Origin of the sequence: Streptomyces sp. NBC_00775 (genome assembly GCF_036347135.1) — a bacterium.
Lineage (GTDB): Bacteria > Actinomycetota > Actinomycetes > Streptomycetales > Streptomycetaceae > Streptomyces > Streptomyces lutosisoli.
Genome location: NZ_CP108938.1, coordinates 8,120,605 through 8,134,641, shown reverse-complemented (window position 1 = coordinate 8,134,641; position 14,037 = coordinate 8,120,605). Strand labels below are relative to the sequence as shown.

The 14,037-nt window shown below is 70.3% G+C and carries 15 protein-coding genes; 5 read left to right on the top strand and 10 right to left on the bottom strand.

What is annotated here, in order from left to right; all coding sequences use genetic code 11:
• Positions 1–19: 19 nt before the first annotated feature.
• Positions 20–817, bottom strand: a complete 798-nt coding sequence (locus OIC96_RS36095) for a nucleotidyltransferase domain-containing protein (RefSeq protein WP_330303810.1) — start codon at positions 815–817, stop codon at positions 20–22.
• A 1,158-nt stretch (positions 818–1,975) separates the two neighbouring features.
• Here OIC96_RS36095 and OIC96_RS36090 point away from each other — a divergent pair.
• Positions 1,976–3,106 (top strand): GNAT family N-acetyltransferase, encoded by a 1,131-nt coding sequence (locus tag OIC96_RS36090; RefSeq protein WP_330303811.1) that lies wholly within the window; start codon positions 1,976–1,978, stop codon positions 3,104–3,106.
• Between the two features lie 327 nt (positions 3,107–3,433).
• Positions 3,434–3,841, top strand: coding sequence for a RidA family protein (locus tag OIC96_RS36085; protein WP_330303812.1), 408 nt, complete (start codon positions 3,434–3,436; stop codon positions 3,839–3,841).
• 360 nt (positions 3,842–4,201) lie between these two features.
• On the opposite strand, the gene OIC96_RS36080 is transcribed toward OIC96_RS36085, so the two are convergent.
• Both OIC96_RS36080 and OIC96_RS36075 read right to left on the bottom strand, forming a co-directional pair.
• Positions 4,202–4,939 carry an aspartate/glutamate racemase family protein gene (locus OIC96_RS36080; RefSeq protein ID WP_330303813.1) on the bottom strand — a complete coding sequence of 246 codons (738 nt, stop codon included), beginning with the start codon at positions 4,937–4,939 and terminating at the stop codon, positions 4,202–4,204.
• A 2-nt stretch (positions 4,940–4,941) separates the two neighbouring features.
• Positions 4,942–6,429, bottom strand: coding sequence for an NCS1 family nucleobase:cation symporter-1 (locus OIC96_RS36075; protein WP_330303814.1), 1,488 nt, complete (start codon positions 6,427–6,429; stop codon positions 4,942–4,944).
• Between the two features lie 171 nt (positions 6,430–6,600).
• On the opposite strand from OIC96_RS36075, the gene OIC96_RS36070 reads away from it, so the two are divergent.
• Complete coding sequence (locus tag OIC96_RS36070) at positions 6,601–7,278, top strand: GntR family transcriptional regulator (RefSeq protein WP_330303815.1); 678 nt, start codon at positions 6,601–6,603, stop codon at positions 7,276–7,278.
• On the opposite strand, the gene pip is transcribed toward OIC96_RS36070, so the two are convergent.
• Both pip and OIC96_RS36060 read right to left on the bottom strand, forming a co-directional pair.
• Positions 7,275–8,237, bottom strand: coding sequence for a prolyl aminopeptidase (gene pip / locus OIC96_RS36065; RefSeq protein ID WP_330303816.1), 963 nt, complete (start codon positions 8,235–8,237; stop codon positions 7,275–7,277). The two genes, OIC96_RS36070 and pip, sit on opposite strands and share 4 nt — an antisense overlap.
• A gap of 9 nt (positions 8,238–8,246) precedes the next feature.
• A complete protein-coding gene (locus OIC96_RS36060) occupies positions 8,247–9,077 on the bottom strand; it encodes a uracil-DNA glycosylase (protein ID WP_330303817.1) in 831 nt (276 codons plus the stop codon).
• A 206-nt stretch (positions 9,078–9,283) separates the two neighbouring features.
• On the opposite strand from OIC96_RS36060, the gene OIC96_RS36055 reads away from it, so the two are divergent.
• Positions 9,284–9,868, top strand: a complete 585-nt coding sequence (locus OIC96_RS36055) for an RNA-binding S4 domain-containing protein (protein WP_330303818.1) — start codon at positions 9,284–9,286, stop codon at positions 9,866–9,868.
• A 67-nt stretch (positions 9,869–9,935) separates the two neighbouring features.
• Here the strand turns inward: OIC96_RS36055 and OIC96_RS36050 are convergent, their stop codons facing one another.
• The 3 genes from OIC96_RS36050 to OIC96_RS36040 form a co-directional block, all read right to left on the bottom strand.
• Complete coding sequence (locus tag OIC96_RS36050) at positions 9,936–10,403, bottom strand: DoxX family protein (protein WP_330303819.1); 468 nt, start codon at positions 10,401–10,403, stop codon at positions 9,936–9,938.
• 375 nt (positions 10,404–10,778) lie between these two features.
• Positions 10,779–11,492 (bottom strand): class I SAM-dependent methyltransferase, encoded by a 714-nt coding sequence (locus tag OIC96_RS36045; protein WP_406501477.1) that lies wholly within the window; start codon positions 11,490–11,492, stop codon positions 10,779–10,781.
• A gap of 45 nt (positions 11,493–11,537) precedes the next feature.
• Positions 11,538–12,524 (bottom strand): acyltransferase domain-containing protein, encoded by a 987-nt coding sequence (locus tag OIC96_RS36040; protein WP_330303820.1) that lies wholly within the window; start codon positions 12,522–12,524, stop codon positions 11,538–11,540.
• A gap of 93 nt (positions 12,525–12,617) precedes the next feature.
• Between OIC96_RS36040 and OIC96_RS36035 the strand changes: the two genes are divergently transcribed.
• Positions 12,618–12,938: a DUF6343 family protein gene (locus tag OIC96_RS36035; RefSeq protein WP_330303821.1), complete on the top strand. Its 321-nt coding sequence runs from the start codon at positions 12,618–12,620 to the stop codon at positions 12,936–12,938.
• Between the two features lie 45 nt (positions 12,939–12,983).
• Here the strand turns inward: OIC96_RS36035 and OIC96_RS36030 are convergent, their stop codons facing one another.
• Positions 12,984–13,364, bottom strand: coding sequence for a tetratricopeptide repeat protein (locus tag OIC96_RS36030; RefSeq protein ID WP_327427934.1), 381 nt, complete (start codon positions 13,362–13,364; stop codon positions 12,984–12,986).
• A 50-nt stretch (positions 13,365–13,414) separates the two neighbouring features.
• Complete coding sequence (coaE, locus tag OIC96_RS36025) at positions 13,415–14,032, bottom strand: dephospho-CoA kinase (protein ID WP_330303822.1); 618 nt, start codon at positions 14,030–14,032, stop codon at positions 13,415–13,417.
• Positions 14,033–14,037: the final 5 nt, after the last annotated feature.

Genomic DNA, 14,037 nt, shown 5'->3' with positions numbered 1-14,037 from the left:
TGATCTCCGTTCGTTTCTTTCAGAGGCCTGCGGCCTGTCCCGGTCCCTTTGAATCGAAAAGTGTCTGAGCCGCCGTGAGCGCCCGGGACAGCTGATCCGGGGCCGATTCCGGGGCCGATTCCGTGGACAGAGACGCAATGATGCGGTCGACGGTTCGCAGCTCGGCCCGCTCCAGCAACCGCTTCTCATTCGTCACCCACTCCCCCCGCGCCGCCAGCACCGCGTGCCCGGCCTGCATCGCGGCTGTCGCGATGGCGCCCGCGACCTCCGTGAGGCGGCCGGCCGGTGCGTGGTGGGACTTCGCGTAGGCAAGGGCGGCGCGGGCGGTGTCGTACCAGCGGGCGGAGGCGGCGGTGCGCAGTTTGGTCGGGTAGGCCGGTGGTCGCGGGAGGTCGCCGCGCAGTACGCGGTTGATGGCGAGCTCGGCGACGATCAAGTAGGTGGGGATGCCGGCGAGATGGAAGAGGAGCGGCTCCACGCGGAAGCGGCCGTCCTCCGCTTCCGCCAACTCGTGTTCGACGACGTCGAGATCGCGGTAGTGGACGTCGACGCGACGGCCGTCGATGGTCAGCCAGGCGCCGCCGTTGAACACGCCGCCGCCCCAGCCGCTGATCTCGGAGACCTCGCCGGGCCAGCCGAGGGCCTTGAGGTTCTCGGGGTCGAAGTCGCCCCGGTAGTAGATCGCCAAGTCCCAGTCGCTGTCGGGCCCGTGGGTGCCTTGCGCGCGGGAGCCGCCGAGGGCTACGGCCCGGACGGCGGGGAGGGCGGCGAGGCGATCGGCCACACGGTTGAGGAACTTCTCTTCGTCGGGGTTCAACGGCGCGGATCTCCAATGGTCAGGTCGTCGATGGTCAGGTCGTCGATGGTCTGGGCCTGGACGACCGTGCCGTGCTGCACGCCGCCACTGACGGTGTTCTAGACATTGCCCTTCACCTGTGGCGGGCGTGGAGCGGTGCCGGGTCGGGACGTGGTGGACGGTGCGGGACATGACGGACCTCCGCGGGGCCGCCGGCATTCCCGGCGCGGCCCGGCTAGAAGTCCGCCGCGGTGAAACGTCCCCAGTACTTGGTGCGCATGGAGTGAGGATGGAGGCGGGGTGGCGGGGGCGTCGAGTCAATATCCACCGCCGGTCACCCCGGTCTCCTTCGCCCGGCTCCGGCGATTGTCAGTGGCGGGCGCTATGAATTGGGGAGAGTCGTCACAGAGCGTCACGACTAGTGGCTACGGGGGAGGTAGCGGTGGCTGGTTACCAGGAAGACGGGCAGAGGTACGTCTCGGCGGCGGGGCTGAGGGCACGGGGGTGGACCGGCGGGATAGTCCGCCGGCTGCTGGGCGCGCCCGATCGGCTCAGCGTCAATCCGCGGTTCAGGTCCGCGCCGCACACCCGGCTCTATCGCACCGAACGCGTCGAAGCCGCGGAGCGGAGCGAAGAGTTCCGGGAGGTTGCGGAGAGTGCGGTACGCCGATCGGATGCCGTACGGGCCGAACTGGAGCGGCGGCGGGAGGCGGTCCTGGAACGGATCAGGACGGAGCCCATCGATGTGCCACGCCTGGACCCGGGCAAGTTGGCGCTTCGCACCGTTGAGTACCGGGCCCGGAGAGAGGCGGAGTGGGGGCAGCGATCAGGAGGTGTCACCAGCGCGGGAGCCGGCCGCGGCTTGCCCGCCTCCCGCGATCGCACCGAGCCCAGCTCCCCTGTTCGTCGTCATGATCGTGATCCTGATCGCACGTCGTCCGACTCGGGTCACCGCGCTTCCACCGATTCCAGCGACCGAGCCTCGCTCCTCCGTTGGAAGGTCGACTACCTGCGCCATCGGCTGAGCCACTACGAACGCCTCCTGGACGGACTACCCGGAGGCGAGCGATCCCCCGGGCGGGCTGAGGCCGTCACGCTGCTTCGGCGACGGATCTACGGGGCCATCGCCGAGGCTTACCCCGCCCTTGCACAGGAGTGCGAAAGCCGAGCGCGTGATCAATGACGTGGTCCACCTCGCTGGTGACGCACCACTGGAGCGTGCCCCGAGCCCACGACGGCGAGCCCGAGGCGCTCCTAGGCTCCGAAATCATGAACGCCGATCTCGCCCTACGTGTACACGAACGCCTTGCGGCCATCCCCGGGCTGCGCCCTGTCGCCCCCGGGGAAGGGCCCGGCTTCAGACGCTGGGACCTGGCATCCATGGTCGAGGGCGCCCTGGGCACATGCGTCGACCCGCACTCGCTCACGGCCTCGCGCGAGCAGGAGTTACGGGCCCGGCTGAGCGAGTTCGGGCAGGCCCGCAAGGACGAGGACACGGACGACGACGAGGACACGTACCGAAGGAGGTACTGGATCTACGCGACGGGCGAACCGGGCCCCGGCATCGAGCAGAAGTCCGAGGACCGGCACGAGGACGGACGCGAACACCAACGCGATGGGGCACAAGGGCAAGGGCCCGTCGGCACGATCGCCGTCGACACCTGGCCCACGGGCGCGGGGGCGTTGCGCGTCTGGTCTCTGTACGTGCACCCCGTGGCTCGGCGCAGCGGCCTCGCCTCGGCGGTGTTGGACACGGTGTACGAGGCATGCCGCGCCGAAGGGCTGCACGGTTTTCGGCTGGACGCGTACTGGACCTGGCAGAACAGCGTTCGCCACTACCTCAACCGCGGGCTCTGGGTCACCTCGTGGAAGCACGCGCTGGGGCTGTCCCGGCTGTCGTACTTGCCGCGATACGAAGTGCGCGAGAACGGAAGGGAGTTGACTTTCCTGGTGGCCGCCGGCCCAGCGACCCCGGCCAGCGGTTCGCGGGAGATGATGCCGCTCCTCGTGGCCGGAAGCGAGGGCGGGCGGCTACGGCTGCGCGAGACCACCGAGGAGTGTGCGCTCACGCGGGACCAGCATGACGCCGTACGGCTCTACGCGCGCTCGACCCTCGCGCTGCATCTGGCCGTGCGGGGGCGCCCGTTGATCAGAGGAGAGGCGGAGTGGGCCGAGGCGGACGGGTGGGGCGACATCGGTGAGCCGGAAGGGCTCGCGTACAAGATCGGGGTCTTCGAGCGGGTGGCACGCGAGGCGGGTTGGCGGGTGAACACTCCGTACGCCAACCCCATGGTCTTCGGCGTGCCGTAGGAGTAGGCGGGGGAGGGAGGGGGATGCCGGTGATCTCGTCACGGGGCCGGGGGCATACAAACGCCTGCCGACCGCCGAGCGCCTCCTGCCGAGTACCTCCTGCCGACCGTCTCCGCCCCCTGCCCTCTGCCTCCCGCCACCCGCCTCCCGCCACCCGCCGGCCTCGTCGATCCGCTCGCCCGCCGTGCTTCGTGCATCCAGCGGCTCCCCTTGGCGCCTCAAATTCGGATGCGCCCGCCGCCCCCGGCCCCGCATCATCGGCAAGTTGTCCGTTCGTCCTTCGACTTGTCCTTCGACTTGCCCCTCGACCGATCGACAAGGAGCCCCATGGTCCAGCGCATCACCGTCCCCAGCCTCTTCACGCCGCCCGCCTACTCGCACGCGTCCGTCGTCGAAGCCGGGACGAAGGTCGCCTTCCTCGCCGGGTCCGTGCCGCTCGACACCGACGGGAAGATCGTCGGCGAGGGTGATCACGTGCGGCAGGCCGAGCAGGTGCTGGCCAATCTCGATGAACAACTGCGGGCGGTCGGGAGCGACATGGGGCACGTCGTGTCGACCGACGTGTACGTCGTCGGGAGTGAGCCGGCGGTGTTGTCCGAGGTCTGGGATGTCGTCCAGGCCTCCGGGCTCAGCATCGGCCCGCACTCGTCGACGCTGATCGGGGTGACCTGCCTCGGGTACACCGGGCAGCTCGTGGAGATCACGGCGGTCGCCGTGGTCCCGGAACGAGGCTGAGCGCTCCGCTGGAAGTCCGGTGCGTCGTCAGGACAGCGGGCCCGTCGTGGCTGGTCGCGCCCGCACGGCGGGAGCCGCATGGTGTCACAGCCCCGCGCCCCGTCAGGGCGCTGCCGTACCGCACCGGACTTCGCCGGACCCGCTCAGCGCACCGCCAACTCCCAGGTCACCCTTGCGTGTTGTCTGCCGGCTCCAGCGCATACGACAGCCACAGCCGCCACTCCCCGGCGGCGGGTCCACCCCGCGCTCCACCGCCGGGTCCCAAGATCGCCCCCCAGGGGAGGCAAGCCGTCAACCGGATCACCCCTACGGAGCCAAGCCCCCGCCCCGACCACCCGACACAGGCGAGCCCTGCCCCGTTCACCCCGAAGGATCCAAGCCCCCCGCCCCCGGTGCCCCCCAAGTCCGCCGCTTGGGCAACGGCCTGGCATAGCCTTCCGCCCGGCTCGTCCTCAGCCCCAGCGACACCAGCGACTCGGCGAGCTTGACCGCCGCGGCGACCCCGTCGACGACGGGCAGCCCGAGCTTCTCCCCCACCGCCCGCTGTAGTCCGGTCATCCCCGCGCAGCCCAGGACCAGCACCTCGGCCCCCGCCTCACGGGCGCGCTCGGCTGCGGTCACGAAGGCGGCCTCGGTGCGCTGGGAGTCGCCGAGGTCGAGGACGCCGAGCCCGGTGCCGACGACGGCGGCGCAGTTGCGCCCCACCCCGGCCGTCTCCAGGCTGTCCTCGATCTGCCCGCACGACCGCTCCAGCGTGGTGACGACGCCGTAGCGGCGGCCGAGCAGACAGGCGAGATGGGCGGCGGCCTCGGTGATGTCGACGACGGGTACGTCCACCAGCTCCCGCGCGCCCTCGCGGCCGTGTTCCCCGAAGCCGGCCATGACCACGGCGTCGTACGGGCCCTCGTACGTCCGCAGGGTGTCGAGGACGGCCGCCGCCGAGAGATAGCTGTCGAGCCAGCCCTCCGCGGACTCGGGTCCCCACGCGGGGGTGAGTCCGAGCACGGTGGTGCCCGGGCCTGCGGCGGCCCGGGCACCTCGTACGATCTCCTCGGTCATCCCCTGCGTCGTGTTGCAGTTGGTGACGACGATCCGCACGCTCAGCCCTCCACGACAGCGGAGGCAGAGGCGGGGACGGGCTCGGTGGTGGCGGCGCGCTCCGAGCGGCAGAGCACCGCGTACAGGCCGGCCGCCAGCGCCGTACCGATGAACCAGGAGTACGGGGCCACGTCGCTGAAGTCCTTCACCAGCGCGAGCACCGCGGCGACGGCCGCCGAGGGCAGGAACGCCCACAGCGCCTTGGGGTTGACGCCCTTGCGGTAGTAGTAGCGCGATCCCGGCTGGGCGTTGAAGAGCTGATCGATGTCGACGTGGCCGCGCTTGACCCAGTAGTAGTCGAGCATGATCACGCCGAACAGCGGGCCCAGGAAGGCGCCGAGGCCGCCGAGGAAGTAGTTGACGACGGTGGGGTTGGAGAAGAGGTTCCAGGGGGTCACGACCAGTGCGGCGACCGTGCTGATCATGCCGCCGATCTTGAAGGTGATCTTCTGCGGCCAGACGTTGGCGAGGTCGTACGCCGGGGAGACGAAGTTGGCGACGATGTTGACGCCCATGGTGGCGATGGCGAAGGTCAGGGCGCCGAGGATCAGGACCCAGGTGTTGCCGACCTTGGCGACGAGCAGCGCCGGATCGGTGATGGCCTCGCCGAACGCCTCGATGGAACCGGCCGTGACGATGACCGAGACGATCACGAAGGCCGTGGAGTTGATGGGCAGGCCCCAGAAGTTGCCGCGCTTGACGGTCTTGTAGCTGGGGGCGAAGCGTGAGAAGTCGCAGAAGTTGAGCATCAGGGTGCCGTAGGTGGCCAGGATGAGCCCGACCGCGCCGAACCACATGCGCCACTGCTCACCCACGGAGACCGGGTGCGGGGTCGCGGTGAGCGAGATGCTCCAGCCGGCCTTGGCGAGGACCCAGATGGCCAGCGCGATCATGACGAGCCAGATGGCCGGGCCGCAGAAGTCCTGGAACTTGCGGACCGACTCCATGCCCTGGCTGATGATCATGGCCTGGATCAGCCACAGCGCGAGGAACGACGTCCAGCCGAGCGCGTCCAGGCCGAGGAAGGCGTGATGGGTCCACGACTCCAGGCCCGGCCAGGCGGCGAGCAGCATGACGTTGACGGCGACGGAGGCCAGATACGTCTGGATCCCGTACCACATGATGGCGATGACCGCCCTGATCAGCGCGGGGATGTTGGCACCCCAGACACCGAAGCTGATGCGGCTGACGACGGGGAAGGGCACGCCGGTGCGCTGTCCGATGCGGCCCATCAGGTTCATGCCGCCGTAGATGATCACGAAGCCGACGAGCAGCGACGTGAAGATCTGCCAGACGTTCATGCCGAGCACCAACAGACCTGCGGCGAACGTGTAGTTGCCGAGGTTGTGGACGTCGGACATCCACATGGCGAAGAGGTCGAAGACCTTCCAGTTGCGCTTCTCGGCGGGCGCGAGGTCTTCGTTGGTGAGCCGGGGATCGGGGACGAACGCTGGGGTGCCGGTGGCTTCGGCACGGTCGGCGAGGGACACGGGGCCTCCATGGGCGAGGGAGCGGAGGACTGCATTCAGTGTGGGGGACGACCCTGCAGGGCATTTTTGGTATACCAAACTGCCGCCATGGTCTCCCCGTCAACCGTTCCGACCGATGTCCCTGAAGTTACGGCTCCGTAAAACACCCCCGGAGTCGGCGAAGATGGCAGCATGACGAAGATCGAACCTCTGGGCGCGGAGCGAGAGCCGCTGGGCGCGGTGCGCGAGCGCGTCCTCGCGACCCTGCGGCAGGAGATCATCGCGGGGCGGCTGCACCCCGGCGACCGTCTGGTCGAGCGCGAGCTGGCCGAGCGCTTCGGGGTCTCCCGGGTTCCGGTCCGCGAAGCGATCCGCGCGCTGGTCGCCGAGGGGTTCGTACTCTTCGAGACGCCGCGCAGGACCGTCGTACGCCGGCTCACTCCGACCGACGTGGCCGAACTCTTCGAACTGCGCGAGGCGCTGGAGGTCTACGCCGCCGGACTCGCCGCGTCACGCGCCACCCCGGAGGCGCTGGCCGAGCTGGCCGGGCTGCTCGACCGCGCGGCGACCGCGACCCACGCCGACGACGCGGAGGCGATCACCGACATCAACACCCGTTTCCACGACCGGATCCTGGCCATGGCGGGCAACAGCCTGCTCATCTCCGTCATGGAACCGGTCGACGGCCGGCTGCGCTGGCTCACCCGGCAGAACGAGGAGTGGCCCCAACTCCTCACCGAGCACCGTGAGCTGTACGAGTCCATCGCATCCGGCGACCCGGAGCGGGCCCGCGCGCACGCACTCGCGCACGTACAGGCCAACTACCGGTCGACGGTGCGGCATCTGTTCGGTGAGACGGAACTCCCCTAACCTGCCGCGTACTTGTCCGTGGCCGCCACCAGCACGTCCACCACCCCCGGAGCCCCCGCGTTGTGCCCCGCGTCGTCGACGACGACCAACTCGCTGCCGGGCCAGGCATGGTGGAGGCGCCACACGATGCCCAGCAGATTCCCCAGGTCGAGGCTGCCCTGGACGAGGGTGCCGGGGATGCCCTTGAGCAGGGGTGCGTCCCGGAGGACGACCCCCTCGTCGTTCCCCTCCCCCAGGAAGTGGTCGTTGCCGAAGTAGTGCGTGACCGTGCGGGCGAAGCCCATGCGGAAGGCCGGGTCCTCGTAGCGCTCCACGGACCGCGGTGGCGCGGGAATGATCGCCGTCTCCCAGTCGGTCCAGGCGCGTGCCGCCCGCGCCCGTACCTCCGGGTCGGGGGACTCGATCAGCCGGTTGTACGCGGCCGCCAGGTTCCCGTCGCGCTCGCCCTCGGGCAACTCGGCGAGGAACCGCTCGAAGGCCTCGGGGAAGATCTTCCCAAGTCCCTTGGTCAGCATGGCCACTTCAGGGTTCGAGCCGGTGGCCACCCCCGTCAGCACCAGCTCGGACACGGCGTCCGGATGCGTCTGCGCGTACCGCAGCCCCAGCACCGAGCCCCACGAGACTCCCCACACCAGCCACCGCTCGATGCCCAAGTGACCGCGCAGCAGCTCCAGGTCCCGGATCACATGGGCCGTCGTGTTGACGCTCATGTCCGTCTCGTAGTCGCTCGCGCGCGGTGTGGAGCGTCCGCAGCCGCGCTGGTCGAGCAGGACGATGCGGTACGCCGCCGGGTCGCAGTAGCGCCGGTACCAGGCACCGCACCCCGAGCCGGGGCCGCCGTGCAGCATCACCGCGGGCTTGCCGCGTGGGTTGCCGCAGACCTCCCAGTAGACGCGGTTGCCGTCCCCGACGTCGAGCATTCCGTGGTCGTACGGTTCGATCTCCGGATACACACCCATCACGCGAGGCTAACCCGCGTACGGTCGCGTCGTCAGCCCCGCCGCCTGCGCCGCCGTACGCAGGACGTCGCGGAGCATCGCGGGCGTGAGCCGCCCGGTGAAGGTGTTCCGCTGACTGACGTGGAAACAGCCGAAGAGCTCGACGGGCCGGATCGGCTCCGGTACAACGGGCCCGATCGACATGGGCTCCGATTCAACGGGCACCATCGACATCGACTGCGATGCCACAGAATCCGGGCCCAGCGTGACCCGCGCCCCATGCGCGAACACCGGCCTGGGCCGGGGCACCGCCCACCCCGCCGCCGCGAACGCGGGCAACGCGGCCTGCCACCCGAAGGCCCCGAGCACCACCACCGCCCGTAGCGAGGGCCGCAGCAGCTCCAACTCCCGTACGAGCCAAGGGCGGCACGTGTCCCGCTCCTCGGGCGTCGGCTTGTTGGCCGGCGGGGCGCAGTGCACGGGCGAGGTGACGCGTACGCCGTACAGCTCCAGCCCGTCGTCCGCGCTCACCGAAGTCCCCCGCGACGCCAGGCCCAGGTCGTGCAGCGCCGCGTACAGCACATCCCCGGACCGGTCTCCCGTGAACATCCGCCCGGTCCGGTTCCCGCCGTGCGCGGCGGGTGCGAGTCCGACGATGAGCAGCGAGGCGTCGGCCGGTCCGAACCCGGGAACCGGACGCCCCCAGTACGTCTGGCCGGCGAAGGCGGCGCGCTTGGTGCGGGCCACCTCCTCGCGCCAGGCGACGAGGCGCGGACAGGCGCGACACCCGGTGACCCGCGCGTCCAGCTCGGCGAGGCCCCTGGCGTCCAGGCCCCTGCCGTCCAGGCCGCTGGTGTCCATGCCTCCACCGTACGACTGGATCATCACGGCCCCCGCCGCTTCGGAGGACGGTCGCGTCCGGGGTGGTCCGTGCAGTGGTCCAGGCTGTCGTCGGTGCAGTGGTCCAGGCTGTCGTCGGTGCAGTGGTCCAGGCTGTCGTCGGTGCAGTGGTCCAGGCCGTGGAAAATCCTCCCGGTGCGGCCGCCGCGGAGGACTAAGGTCGACGTATGGCTTCTGAGGGTGCTGACGGGGACAAGAAGGGCACGAGTAACGGCGGCGCGCACGGCTCCGGTGACACGGTGAGCGCGGCCGAGGCCGCCAAGGCCGCCGGTCCGGGTCGCGGCGAGAGTGTCCGGGTCGACAGCTGGATCTGGTCCGTACGTCTCGTCAAGACCCGCTCGATGGGCGCCACCGCCTGCCGGGGCGGGCATGTCCGGGTGAACGGCGAGCGCGTCAAGCCCGCGTATGCCGTACGCGTCGGAGACGAGGTGCGGCTGCGGCACGACGGGCGGGAGCGGGTCGTCGTCGTGAAGCGCGTGATCCGCAAGCGGGTCGGGGCGCCGGTCGCCGTCGAGTGCTACGTCGACAACAGTCCGCCGCCTCCGCCGCGCGAGGCCGTCGCTCCCGCGGGCATCCGTGACCGGGGGGCGGGGCGCCCGACCAAGCGGGACCGGCGCGAGCTGGAGCGCTTGCGGGGGCTTGCCGCCGGCACCCCTGGCTTCTCGGGCGCCTCCGGCGCCTCCGGCGCCTCCGGCCAGGAGCGTGGTCACGGCGGGTCCGGGTCCGGTTCCGGCTCCGGCTCCCGGTCCTGAATCTCACCCCGTACGACGTCGAGGGCTCCCTCTGTTGAAAGAGGGAGCCCTTCGTCTCGTACGGCCGTCATGCCCGCCTGCGTACCAGGCGGAGCAGTTCGGTGGTGTGGCTGCGCCTGGCCCACGCGATCAGTGCGAGCGGCAGGATCAGGATGAGCGGGGTCGCCACGTACGGGCCGTGGATGACCGTGACGTTGACGATGAACGCGCCGACCATCAGCGCGCTGAGCGCCACCGCTGCCAGGGAGTCCAGGAGCGGGACCAACAGGGCGATCCCGCCTGCGAGTTCGAGCACGCCGATGACGTACATGCCCGTGTGGCCCCATCCGAGCTTGTCGAAGGCCTCTACCGCTGACGGGTGTGCGATCAGCTTGGGGAGGGCGCTCGCGATCGCGTAGAAGAGGCCGAGGACGACTTGCAGGGCGGTCAGGGAGATTCGGGCGCTGCGGGGGCGGCTGGCGCCGGGGGCGGGGGCGGCGTCGGGGGCGGGGGTGATGTGGGAGACGGCGGTGACGGGAGCCGTGGTCTCGGACATGGGGGTCTCCTGTGTGAGCGGTAGCTGTTGCTTTCACAGAGGTAGACCGGGTGCGGGGCCGTAACTCATCGGTGCGGGCGGGGAATTGTGCTCGCCCCCGCCGCCCCTACCCGTCCCATCCCCAGGGGCTCTGCCCCTTCGACCCCGTTCAGTTGTGGGTCGGGTGCGGGTGGGTGGGGGCTGGTCCAAAAGATTGCGCAGTTCCCCGCGCCCCTTCTGGGGGCTGCGCCCCCAGACCCCCGCGTCCCTTCCGGAGGCTGCGGCCCCCAGACCCCCCTTCGGCCTGAACGGCCTCCTCCTCAAACGCCGGACGGGCCGGATGATGCCCGCCGCGGCCGAAGGGGTCCGGGACGCCGTCACTCGCGCCCGCACAGCTCAGCCCTTCACCGCCCTCACCCACACCCCGTCCTCCGTCACATACCGGTCCACCCGCAACCCCGCCTCCCCCAGCGCCTCCTCGAACTCGTCCTTCGTCAACGGGCGGGCCAGGAACGTCTGGGTCCACGTGGCGTCCGGGAACTCGTACTCCGCGTGGACCGAGTTCACCCCGTCGCCCACCGGCTCCGCGGACGTGATCCGGGATATGAAGCCTGAGGGGTCGACCCGCTCGCGGGGGACGTTGGTGTGCCAGTCCTCCCCCTCTCGCTGGATCAAGACGCAGCCGCCCTCCGCGACATGGCGGGCGCAGGTCTTGAGCATCGACTGCCGTTCGTCGACGTCCCCTGTGTGGACGAGGAACGACGCGAGCATCACCACGTCGAAGGTCTCGCCCAGGTCGAGGTCCTCGATCGTGCTGCGTATGGTGCGCGCTCCTCGAACGCGCTCCAGCATCTCGGCCGACTCGTCCACGGCGGTGACCGTGAACCCGCGCTCCAGGAGTGGGTGGGTCATCCGTCCCACCCCGCTGCCCAGTTCCAGGATGTGCGCGCCCGCAGGCACCGCCGCGGTGATGATGTCCGGCTCGTCCCGGATGGGCAGGCGCGCGTAGAGCTCGACCGCGCAGCCGTCCGGTGTGATGGCACCGGGTCCGGTTCCCTCGTGTCCCTGTCGCTTCTCGATCCGCATACCCGTCCAACGGGCCGACCTCATCGGCCCGTTCCCACCCCGCCCCCATTCACTCGTTCGAGTGTCGAGCTACAGTGCGAACCATCCTTGCCCGCCATACCAGTGGCCGCCCTCGCGCAGATGGTCCACCACCGCGCGCTCGACGCTGTTCCGCCGTGGCAGTTTCTCCACCGGCAGCTCCGGATCGCCGAAGACGAAGCCGATGGGCACCCCGTCGTCCGGGGTCTTGTCCTGGTAGACGAGCTCGAAGCGGTCCTGGAAGCGGATGATGTTGGAGTCGGCGGAGAGATACCGCTTGAGCTGGGGGTCGAGCAGCCAGGAGTGGCAGAAGGCGACCTCATAGCGCTCGTCGGGGTAGTGGCGGGTGAAGAACTCCCTGGCCAGGGCGAGCGATCGGTCGCAGGCGGAGGGTGTCAGGGGGCCGCGGAAGTCGGTGATGTGCAGGCTCAGGCAGGAGTCGCCGGGTCCCAGGTCCAGTCCCGTCGCCGCGACGGCCCGGCCCGTGCGCCGGCCGAGCCGCGCCCGCTGGAACTGCAGTCGGCCCAGCTGGAGGAGCTCGCCGTGGAAGTGCAGGGCGATCCACCAGGGGAACAGCAGCCCGGGTGTGCCGAGCCGTCTGTGGTGCACGGCCACATGGCGGCCGAGGTCGGCGAGGGTGCGCCGGGACACGTCCTCCGGGACACCGTGCTCCCGGTGGTACGCGCGCACATAGGGAAGCGCCGCGATGAAGACGTACACATGGAAGCAGCGCCCGAGCTCCCCCGTCGACGCGGGGAACGCGGGTGGCTCCCAGCCCTTGCCTATCTCCCCCATGTCCCTGACGAAGCGGCCGACACAGCGTGCGAGGAGTGTCATCGCCTCCTGGTCGGCCACCAACCGAGCGCGCAGCGCGACGAGTTCATTGATGTGCTCGTGGGCCACGGTCAGGTCGAGCAGGACGTCCGGCAGCTCGTCCGCGTCCGGAAGCACCGCTTCCGTCCGCGGCGGGCCCTCGCTCTCCAGGTCCCTCAGCCACTCCGCGAGTCTCGCGTCCGCCCGCAGCGCGTCCAGCAGCACCGTCGCCTCCCCCGGTGGTCGTGGATCCGACCGCTCTCCCTTGGTGAACGTGCACCAGGAAGAGTACGTTTCCGAGTAGGAGTAGTGATCCTGATGCGTACGGGCAGTGAACCGACGACAGCGCGCAGTGCTCTGCGGATGCGCTTCTGGCTGAGCCTGTGGGGCCTGATCTGGGCGATCTTCGGGACGGCCGCGTTCGCCCTGGCCGGGCGGCCGGGATGGGCGGCCGCCTGCGGCGTGCTGTGGCTGATCGTCACCGTCGACATGACCATGATCCTGTGGCACATCCATCAGGGGCCGCACTTCCAGCCGGGCCGGGACATCCCGCCGTACCAGCCTGTGGATCAGCGACCTCCGTACCGGCCGGCTGATCAGGGGCCGCCGCACCGGCCGCCGGAGCACCGCCACCCCTGACCGGCTCAGGGCCCGCTCACGGCCCACTCACCGCCGGCTCATGTCTTACGAGTCGAAGCGCGCCGCTTCGAGATACTGCGGCTTCGGGTCGAGCGCCGCCGCCAGTCTGAAGTGCCGCTTCGCCAGATCGGGGCGGCGCTGGCGCTCATAGGTGCGGGCGAGCGCGAAGTGCGCGAAGGCGTTGTCCGGCTCGCGCTCCAGGACGATCGTGAACTCCAGCTCGGCGGGTCGGAGTTGCGCGGCGGCGAAGAAGGCACGCGCGCGCAGCAGCCGGGCTGCCGTGTTCTCCGGATGCGCGCCGATGACTGAGTCGAGCAGCTTCACCGCGCCCCGCGGGTCCCGCGCTTCGAGCAGTCGCTCGGCGGCACGGAAGTCGATGACATGGGTCTCCGGAGTACGTCCGGTCGAACCGCTGGTCTCGGGCACGGCAGAGTCCTTCCCTCACTCGAAGGGTTCAACGCCCCCGCAGGGGGCCGCTATTCCTGGGGCTGACGGGGTTGATGGGCCCTACGCGCGAGATCCGCCCATACCTCCCGTACGCGCCGCTGCAACTCCTCCAGGGGTACGTCGTTGTCGATGACGACGTCCGCGATCTCCAGGCGCTTCTCGCGCGGGGCCTGGGCGGCCATGCGGGCGCGGGCGTCCTCCTCGGTCATGCCGCGCAGCCGTACGAGCCGGTCGAGCTGGGTTCCGGGACTGGCGTCGACGACGATCACCAGGTCGTACAGCGGTGCGAGGCTGTTCTCGGCGAGGAGGGGCACGTCGTGTACGACGACGGCCTCTTCGGAGGCGGATCTTTCGAGTTCGCGGGTGCGGGCGCCCACCAGGGGGTGCACGATCGAGTTGAGGACGGCGAGTCTCTCCGGGTCGGCGAAGACGATCGAGCCCAGCTTGGGCCGGTCCAGGCCGCCGTCCGGTGCGAGCACGTCCTCGCCGAAGGCGTCGACGACCGCCGCGAGCCCGGGAGTTCCGGGCGCGACGACCTCTCGCGCGATCCTGTCCGCGTCGATCAGCACCGCGCCCTGCTCGACGAGCAGCCGCGACACCTCGCTCTTGCCGGCGCCGATACCACCGGTCAGGCCCACCTTCAGCATGCCCA

Bases quoted from the DNA above. Each gene is read 5' to 3' on its own strand.
- OIC96_RS36090 (WP_330303811.1), top strand. From the start codon at position 1,976: ATGACGTGGTCCACCTCGCTGGTGACGCACCACTGGAGCGTGCCCCGA.
- OIC96_RS36085 (WP_330303812.1), top strand. From the start codon at position 3,434: ATGGTCCAGCGCATCACCGTCCCCAGCCTCTTCACGCCGCCCGCCTAC.
- OIC96_RS36070 (WP_330303815.1), top strand. From the start codon at position 6,601: ATGACGAAGATCGAACCTCTGGGCGCGGAGCGAGAGCCGCTGGGCGCG.
- pip (WP_330303816.1), bottom strand. From the start codon at position 8,237: ATGGGTGTGTATCCGGAGATCGAACCGTACGACCACGGAATGCTCGAC.
- OIC96_RS36060 (WP_330303817.1), bottom strand. From the start codon at position 9,077: ATGGACACCAGCGGCCTGGACGGCAGGGGCCTGGACGCCAGGGGCCTC.
- OIC96_RS36055 (WP_330303818.1), top strand. From the start codon at position 9,284: ATGGCTTCTGAGGGTGCTGACGGGGACAAGAAGGGCACGAGTAACGGC.
- OIC96_RS36050 (WP_330303819.1), bottom strand. From the start codon at position 10,403: ATGTCCGAGACCACGGCTCCCGTCACCGCCGTCTCCCACATCACCCCC.
- OIC96_RS36045 (WP_406501477.1), bottom strand. From the start codon at position 11,492: ATGAGGTCGGCCCGTTGGACGGGTATGCGGATCGAGAAGCGACAGGGA.
- OIC96_RS36035 (WP_330303821.1), top strand. From the start codon at position 12,618: ATGCGTACGGGCAGTGAACCGACGACAGCGCGCAGTGCTCTGCGGATG.
- coaE (WP_330303822.1), bottom strand. From the start codon at position 14,032: ATGCTGAAGGTGGGCCTGACCGGTGGTATCGGCGCCGGCAAGAGCGAG.